Origin of the sequence: Pseudomonas sp. OG7 (genome assembly GCF_014192825.1) — a bacterium.
Classification (GTDB): domain Bacteria; phylum Pseudomonadota; class Gammaproteobacteria; order Pseudomonadales; family Pseudomonadaceae; genus Aquipseudomonas; species Aquipseudomonas monteilii.
In genome coordinates this window covers 1-5,010 of record NZ_JACHYK010000018.1, presented here as the reverse complement: position 1 = coordinate 5,010, position 5,010 = coordinate 1, and the positions used below count along the sequence as shown (strand labels likewise).

Below are 5,010 nucleotides of genomic sequence, written 5' to 3'. Positions count from 1 at the left end.
GACAGGCTGACGCCGGTCTTGCCGGTCAGACGGCCATAGGTGGCGGCCATAAAGCCTGCAGACTGCTCGTGACGGGTCAGTACCAGCTTGATCTTCGACTTGCGCAGGGATTCGAGCAGGTCGAGGTTTTCTTCACCGGGAATGCCGAACACATACTCGACACCTTCGTTTTCCAGGCATTGCACAACGACATCGGCGGCCTTGGCCATTTGGGGTACTACCTCAAAATCTTTGTGGGATTGCAGCGTTATGACACTGCGTGACTGAGATGTTGCAGGATGTCTCAGTGGCGCGCATCGTAGGCCCTCTGGTTAATAATAATAAATATATTGTTATGATGCTTAGCATCACAGCTTGTTATGAATGGTAGAACGCCTCAATGAACCTCAAGGCATTGCGCTGCTGCGTCGAAATCGTGCGCCAGGGCAGCTTCACCAAAGCCGCGCAGCACCTGCACATCGCCCAGCCGGCACTGAGCATGGCCGTAACCCGGCTGGAAGAAGAACTGGGGGTCACCCTGTTCAACCGCACTACGCGCAAGGTGATCCTCACCGCCGAAGGCGAACAGTTTCTGCCGCGCATTGCATCGGCCCTGCGTGAGATGGATGTCGCCCGGCAAGAACTGCGCGACATGGCCGACCTGAAACGCGGTGAAGTGCGTCTGGGTATTCCCCCGATGTTCGGCCTGCACTATGTGCCCGGCTTGATGAATGCCTTTCGCAAGCTATACCCAGGCATTGCCATGACCGTGTTCGAAGGCAGTGCCGAGGACATTGGCCACCGCCTGGAACAGCGTGAAATCGACCTTGCACTGCTGGAGTCCAGGCGCGTGCCGCCCGACAAGGAGTCGATCCTGCTGGGCAGTGACGAGATGCTGGCGTGCATGCACCCCGACCACGCCTATGCGGGCAAGGCCTTCCTCACGGCGGAAGACCTGCGCAATACCGATATGGTGGTGTTCGACCGAACGTTCGTGCAACGTCACCTGCTGGACGCGTTCTTCGCCGAACATGGCATTACTTATCAGGTGGCGCTGCAGAGCAACTTCGTCTCGCTGGTGGTGCAGGCCGCACTGGACAACATGGGCGTGGCGACCCTGCTACGCTCGGTGCAGCAGCGCACACCGGGCATCGTCGGGGTGCCGTTCCGACCAGCGCAACTGATGAGCTTCCGCCTGTGCTGGCGGTCGGGGGAATACCTGTCGCTGGCCAGCAAGCGGTTCATCGATTTTGCCGCGCAGACACATTATCTGGAGCGCTGAGGGGCACACTTGTACTCCATTCGCATTCAGGCCGCTCCAGAGGCATTCGTAAGCTCGGCAGCAGAACCTGCCTGAACCCAGCAGATGCGGAGGAAGCTGTCCAGCGTCCTCGACGTTTCAAGCGAACATTGACTATGATCCCGCCTTGAACGTTTCAGCATGTTTCAGTAAGGATCCCGATGTCAGTCCAGGAACACCCCCCTCTTCCCAGCAAAACCACCGTCGCCAAGATGGAAGCCGCCATGGCATTGGGCAGCTTTGCCATCGGCACCGGCGAGTTCGCCATCATGGGCCTGATGCCCGACATCGCCAACGACCTGCAATTGAGCGAGCCGCAGGTGGGCCACGCCATCAGCGCCTATGCACTGGGGGTGATGGTTGGCGCCCCGACACTGGCGATTCTGGGTGCCAAACTGCTGCGCAAGCACATGTTGTTGCTGTTGATGCTGCTGTATGCCCTGGGCAACCTGGCCACGGCCTTTGCCCCCTCGTTCAGCGGCCTGGTTGCCTTCCGCTTCATCAGCGGCTTGCCCCACGGCGCCTACTTCGGCATTGCCGCAGTGGTGGCCTCGAGCATGGTGCCCAAGGACCACCGAGCGGGTGCCGTTGCCCGGGTGATGATGGGCCTGACCTTGGCCATGTTGCTCGGCAACCCGGTGGCCACCTTCCTGGGCCAGTACTTCGGTTGGCGTTCGGCATTCGTGCTGGTCGGCGCGATTGCCCTGTGCACCATCGCCCTGGTGTGGCGCTTCGTGCCCCAGCGCCACGACGAAGTCCGCAGCGACCCGCGCAAGGAGCTGCAAGCCTTCGCCCTCCCGCAGGTATGGATGGCGCTGGCAATCGCTTCGATCGGCTTTGCCGGCATGTTCTGTGTATTCAGCTACCTGGCACCGACCATGCTGCAAGTAACCCAGGTGTCACCACAGTGGATTCCATTCGGCCTGGCGGCGTTCGGCGTGGGCGGTATCGTCGGCAACATCGCTGGCGGCAAACTGTTTGATCGCTTGCAGTTCCGCGCGGTGGGGCTGGTGCTGGTGTGGTCGATTGCCGTACTGCTGTTCTTCACCTTCGCTGCCCAGGCACTGTGGAGCCTGCTTTTGGGTATCGGCCTGGTGGGTACCATGATTGCCCTGGCAGCGCCGCTGCAAATCCGCCTGATGGACATTGCCCATGAAGCACCAAGCCTGGCAGCGGCATCGAACCATGCGGCGTTCAACCTGGCCAATGCATTGGGGCCGTGGCTGGGTGGCATGGCGATTACCGCAGGCATGGGCTGGACAAGTACCGGCTACATTGGCGCGGCGACGGCACTGGTCGGGTTGGGGATTTATCGGGTGGCGCGACGGATGAAAGGCGGCCATTGAAATACCCGCACCCAGCGGGTGTGCGAAACGCCCGGTAACTCAGCCCTGAATTCAGGCAGGGCTGGCCCGCGGCAGCTCGATGCGTACCCGCAACCCGCCACTGTCGGCAGCCAGCGCCGTGATGCTGCCGCCGTGCAACGCAATAGCCCGCTGTGCAATCGCCAGCCCCAGGCCAAAGCCATCGCCACTGTCATCGGTGCCCCGATCGAACGGCTCGAAGATGCGCTGCAAGCGGGCCGGCTCTACGCCCGGCCCATGGTCGCTGACACTGACCTGCAACCATTGCCCGCCCGGCGCCAGCGAGGCCTGCACCAGCACCTCCGTACCGGCTGCGGTATAGCGCACAGCGTTGCGGATGATGTTCTCGAATGCCCGGTACAGCAGCTCCTCATGCCCGTGGATGAGAAACATACCTTGGGCATGCAACGACACCTGACACTGTTTCATACCCGCCTCGAAACGGGCGTCCTCGACGATCTGCGCCAGCAACTCGACCACATCCACGCTGGCAAAGTCGCGGTTGCCCTGCCGCGCCTGAGCGCGGGCCAGGGTCAGCAACTGCTCGATCAGGTCGTCCATTCGCCGCGACTCACGTTCGACCCGTTCCAGCATATCGAGCCGGTCGGGTTGCTGACGCATCAGGCCGATGGCGGCATGCATACGGGTCAGTGGTGAACGTAGCTCGTGGGAAATGTCATGCAGCAGGTTCTGTTGCGCCTGCACCAGGGCCTTGAGTTGACCGGCCATACGGTCACAGTCTTCGGCCAGCTCGACAATCTCGTCACGGCGTTTGCCAAGCCGGGGTTTCACGCGCACGTCGAACCGGCCCTGGGCCACCTGGCCCATCGCTTCACGCAGCCACGCCAGCGGGCGTGTCAGGTACAGGCTGCACAAGAAGGCAAACAACGCACTCATCAACGTGCCGGTAAACAAAGGGCCCATCCCGCGCGGACGTGGTGGCTCGCCAACGGTTGTGGCCACCGAGGCCCGCAGCACCAGCGGGCGGCCCTCGCTGTCGCGTAAGGCTTGCTCGAAACGGACCACTTGTACCGCCTTCCCAGCCAGCAGTTGTCCTTGGCTATCGTAAAGGCCCACCTGCATATCGGGTGGCTGCGGCGACACGTTCAGCAACTGCCGACCGGCCTGTTCGCCATAGCGCTGCAACAGCTGCAGCTCGGTGGCCAGCAGCGAACGCAGTGCCGGGCTGTCTCCACGCCAGTCATTCAGCATGAAGGTGGCTGCGCCCACCAGAAAGGTCAGGCTGTTGGCCAGCCAGAATGCCAGGAACAGCTTCCAGAACAGGCGCCGGCGCATCATTCGACTATCAGCATGTAGCCCATGCCACGCACGCTCTGGATCCAGCTGCTGCCGTCAGCGCGCGGGCCGAGCTTTTGCCGGATGCTGCTGACATGCACATCGATGCGCCGGTCGTAGCGGGTCAGCGGCCGGCCCAAGGCATTGAGCGACAGGTCCTGCTTGCTGACCAGCTGTCCAGCCTGGCGGGCCAACGCCTCAAGCAGGCTGAACTCCGAGCCGGTCAGTTCCAGCGTGGCGTCGCCCCAGTGCGCTTCGCGACGACCCGGCCACATTTTCAATGCACCCGTGCGCACTTGCTCAGGGGCACTGGCCTCGCCCATCAACTGCGGCTGCACCCTGCGCAGAATCGCCCGCAAGCGTGCCACCAGTTCACCCGGCGAGCTGGGCTTGGGCACATAGTCATCGGCCCCCAGTTCAAGGCCGGCAATGCGGTCGATGTTGTCGCCACGGGCAGTCAGCAACAGTACAGGCACTTGGCTGCGCGCACGCACGCGCCGCAGCACTTCGATACCCGAGATACCCGGCAGCATCACGTCCAGCACCACCGCCTGATACTGGCCGGACAACGCCTGGGCCTCGCCCTCCTCGCCAGTGTCCACGGCCGTGGCCTGGAAGCCTTCGCGCGCCAGGTACAAAGAGAGCATTTCAGTCAGTTCGCGGTCGTCGTCGACCAGCAGCACGGGGATCATCGGGGCCAGATATCGCAATTGCAGGGGCGTTAATGATCGCCCTCCACGGCGGCACTGTCACCGCCGGCCGGTCGGACTTTACACATCTTTACCCTCGGCTAACCGCGCCGTACACAGCCCGCCCGTATCCTCATCGCCCGCTGCTTGCGGGTTGCCCGCGCTTGCTCCCCTCCGAATCCGCTTGTCTGGAACCCCCGATGAACTACCCGCGCCTGTTGCTCTCCATCCTGTTGCTGAAAGCCACACTGGTTCAGGCCTCCCCCTTCAGGATCGCCGACATCCGGGTCAACGGCCTGCAGCGGGTTTCCGCCGGCAGTGTGTTCGGTGCCCTGCCGCTGAACGTCGGCGACCAGGCGGATGACCGCCGCCTGGTGGACTC

5 protein-coding genes and 1 pseudogene are annotated in these 5,010 nt (G+C 62.6%); 3 read left to right on the top strand and 3 right to left on the bottom strand.

Annotated elements, in window-relative coordinates; all coding sequences use genetic code 11:
• Positions 1–209, bottom strand: a 209-nt coding sequence (locus FHW75_RS26615; protein WP_033736270.1) for a thiamine pyrophosphate-binding protein, incomplete at its 3' end; no start/stop codon positions are given.
• Between the two features lie 170 nt (positions 210–379).
• Between FHW75_RS26615 and FHW75_RS26610 the strand changes: the two genes are divergently transcribed.
• On the top strand, positions 380–1,261 hold the full coding sequence (locus FHW75_RS26610) for a LysR family transcriptional regulator (RefSeq protein WP_016714070.1): 882 nt from the start codon (positions 380–382) through the stop codon (positions 1,259–1,261).
• A 179-nt stretch (positions 1,262–1,440) separates the two neighbouring features.
• A complete protein-coding gene (locus FHW75_RS26605; protein ID WP_019099394.1) occupies positions 1,441–2,625 on the top strand; it encodes an MFS transporter in 1,185 nt (394 codons plus the stop codon).
• Positions 2,626–2,676: 51 nt separating this feature from the next.
• Here FHW75_RS26605 and FHW75_RS26600 read toward each other — a convergent pair whose 3' ends face one another.
• Together FHW75_RS26600 and FHW75_RS26595 are read right to left on the bottom strand one after the other, a co-directional pair.
• Positions 2,677–3,942, bottom strand: coding sequence for an ATP-binding protein (locus tag FHW75_RS26600; protein WP_183675246.1), 1,266 nt, complete (start codon positions 3,940–3,942; stop codon positions 2,677–2,679).
• Positions 3,939–4,631 (bottom strand): response regulator transcription factor, encoded by a 693-nt coding sequence (locus FHW75_RS26595; RefSeq protein WP_025755066.1) that lies wholly within the window; start codon positions 4,629–4,631, stop codon positions 3,939–3,941. Before FHW75_RS26595 ends, FHW75_RS26600 begins: the two co-directional genes overlap by 4 nt.
• 197 nt (positions 4,632–4,828) lie before the next feature.
• Between FHW75_RS26595 and FHW75_RS26590 the strand changes: the two are divergent.
• Positions 4,829–5,010: pseudogene (locus tag FHW75_RS26590) on the top strand (outer membrane assembly protein); the annotation flags it as partial.